This window comes from Corynebacterium sp. MSK004 (assembly GCF_030232515.1).
GTDB lineage: Bacteria > Actinomycetota > Actinomycetes > Mycobacteriales > Mycobacteriaceae > Corynebacterium > Corynebacterium hesseae.
Genome location: NZ_JASPKB010000017.1, coordinates 1429 through 4350 on the forward strand (window position 1 = coordinate 1429; position 2922 = coordinate 4350).

The window sequence follows — 2922 nt, forward strand, 5'->3', positions numbered from 1 at the left end:
TGGGGTGTTACCCTTCAGTGAATTCATAGCTGTTGTGGGGGTTTACGCGGGGAAGTGAAACATCTCAGTACCCGTAGGAGAAGAAAATAAAATATGATTCTGCTAGTAGTGGCGAACGAACGTGGATGAGGCTAAACCGTGTGCATGTGATACTTGGTAGGGGTTGTGTGTGCGGTGTTGTGGGCCCCAATGTGAATCAGCTACCACTGGTTTGCTTGTGTGTTGTTGTTAGGTGAAGTGGTGTGGAAACGCCGACCGTAGAGGGTGATAGTCCCGTAGTTGAAGGCTTCAATGCATGGGTTGTTGGGTTGCCCGAGTAGCAGCGGGCTCGTGGAATCTGCTGTGAATCTGCCGGGACCACCCGGTAAGCCTAAATACTCAGTGTGACCGATAGTGTATGAGTACCGTGAGGGAATGGTGAAAAGTACCCCGGGAGGGGAGTGAAATAGTTCCTGAAACCATGTGCTTACAATCCGTCAGAGCACCTGTATGTGTGTGATGGCGTGCCTTTTGAAGAATGAGCCTGCGAGTCAGCGGCATGTCGCGAGGTTAACCCGTGTGGGGTAGCCGTAGGGAAACCGAATCCTCATGGGGTGTTTAGTGGCATGTCCTGGACCCGAAGCGGGGTGATCTACCCATGGCCAGTGTGAAGCAGTAGTAAGATGCTGTGGAGGCGCGAACCCACGTAGGTTGAAAACTGCGGGGATGAGCTGTGGGTAGGGGTGAAAGGCCAATCAAACTCCGTGATAGCTGGTTCTCCCCGAAATGCATTTAGGTGCAGCGTCGCATTAGCTTGGTGGAGGTAGAGCTACTGGTTGGTTGAGCGGGACTACAATCTTAGCAATGTCAGCCAAACTCCGAATGCCACTAATTGTGTTGTGCGGCAGTGAGACTGTGGGGGATAAGCTTCATAGTCGAGAGGGAAACAGCCCAGATCGCCGGTTAAGGCCCCTAAGGGTGTGCTAAGTGGAAAAGGATGTGGGATCGCGAAGACAGCCAGGAGGTTGGCTTAGAAGCAGCCATCCTTGAAAGAGTGCGTAATAGCTCACTGGTCGAGTGGTCCTGCGCCGACAATGTAGTGGGGCTCAAGCACACCGCCGAAGCCGCGGCAATACTTTATGTGTTGGGTAGGGGAGCGTCGTGCATGTGTTGAAGCGTTACCGTGAGGCGGCGTGGAGTGTGTGCGAGTGAGAATGCAGGCATGAGTAACGAATTGGAAGGTGAGAATCCTTCCCGCCGGATGACTAAGGGTTCCTGGGTCAAGTTCGTCTTCCCAGGGTGAGTCGGGACCTAAGGCGAGGCCGACAGGCGTAGTCGATGGATAACCAGTTGATATTCTGGTACCCGTATATCCGCGCCCATGATAAAGCACTGATACTAACCACCGCGGATGCGAATCGTTGTGTTCTTTGAGCACGTTGGTTTGTTGATGTCGTGGGGCCTGATGTGTGGTTCAAGTGATGGGGTGACACAGTGTAGTAGCCATGCCGCTTAGTGGATTGTTGGTGTAAGCGTGTGAGGTGGTGTGTAGGCAAATCCGCACACCGTGTACCTGAGGCGTGATGCGTAGCCCGAATGTGGGTGAAGTTGGTGATCTAGTACTGTCGAGAAAAGCCTCTAGCGATGTGGATGTATGGCCCGTACCCTAAACCGACACAGGTGGTCAGGTTGAAAATACTAAGGCGTTCGGGTGAACTGTGGTTAAGGAACTCGGCAAAATGCCCCCGTAACTTCGGGAGAAGGGGGACCACACGACTTTGACACTTCTTGCAAGTGTTGTGGGTTGTGGGGTCGCAGAGAATAGAGGGAAGCGACTGTTTATCAAAAACACAGGTCCATGCGAAGACGTTAAGTTGATGTATATGGACTGACGCCTGCCCGGTGCTGGAAGGTTAAGAGGACCGGTTAGTCACCTTTGGTGGCGAAGCTGAGAATTTAAGCCCCAGTAAACGGCGGTGGTAACTATAACCATCCTAAGGTAGCGAAATTCCTTGTCGGGTAAGTTCCGACCTGCACGAATGGCGTAACGACTTCTCTGCTGTCTCAACCACAGGCCCGGTGAAATTGCACTACGAGTAAAGATGCTCGTTACGCGCGGCAGGACGAAAAGACCCCGGGACCTTCACTATAGCTTGGTATTGGTGTTCGGTTCGGTTTGTGTAGGATAGGTGGGAGACTTTGAGACGTGTGCGCCAGCACGCGTGGAGTCGTTGTTGAAATACCACTCTGATCGGATTGGATACCTTAACCTTGGCCCATGATCTGGGTTGGGGACAGTGCCTGGTGGGTAGTTTAACTGGGGCGGTTGCCTCCCAAAATGTAACGGAGGCGCCCAAAGGTTCCCTCAGCCTGGTTGGCAATCAGGTAGCGAGTGTAAGTGCACAAGGGAGCTTGACTGTGAGACAGACATGTCGAACAGGGACGAAAGTCGGGACTAGTGATCCGGCACCTACTTGTGGATGTGGTGTCGCTCAACGGATAAAAGGTACCCCGGGGATAACAGGCTGATCTTCCCCAAGAGTCCATATCGACGGGATGGTTTGGCACCTCGATGTCGGCTCGTCGCATCCTGGGGCTGGAGTAGGTCCCAAGGGTTGGGCTGTTCGCCCATTAAAGCGGCACGCGAGCTGGGTTCAGAACGTCGTGAGACAGTTCGGTCTCTATCCGCCGCGCGCGTTGAAACTTGAAGAAGGCTGTCCCTAGTACGAGAGGACCGGGACGGACGTACCTCTAGTGTGCCAGTTGTTCCGCCAGGAGCATCGCTGGTTGGCTACGTACGGAAGGGATAACCGCTGAAAGCATCTAAGCGGGAAGCCTGTTTTAAGATGAGGTTTCATTTGAGGTCCCCCAAAGACGATGGGGTTGATAGGCCAGACCTGGACGCACTGCAAGGTGTGAAGGCTACTGGTACTAATAGACCAA

General features: G+C 53.4%; 1 rRNA gene. It reads left to right on the plus strand.

Going from position 1 to position 2922, the window contains the following annotated elements:
• Window positions 1–5: 5 nt before the first annotated feature.
• Window positions 6–2922: ribosomal RNA gene (locus QP999_RS13480) — 23S ribosomal RNA — on the plus strand; the annotation flags it as partial.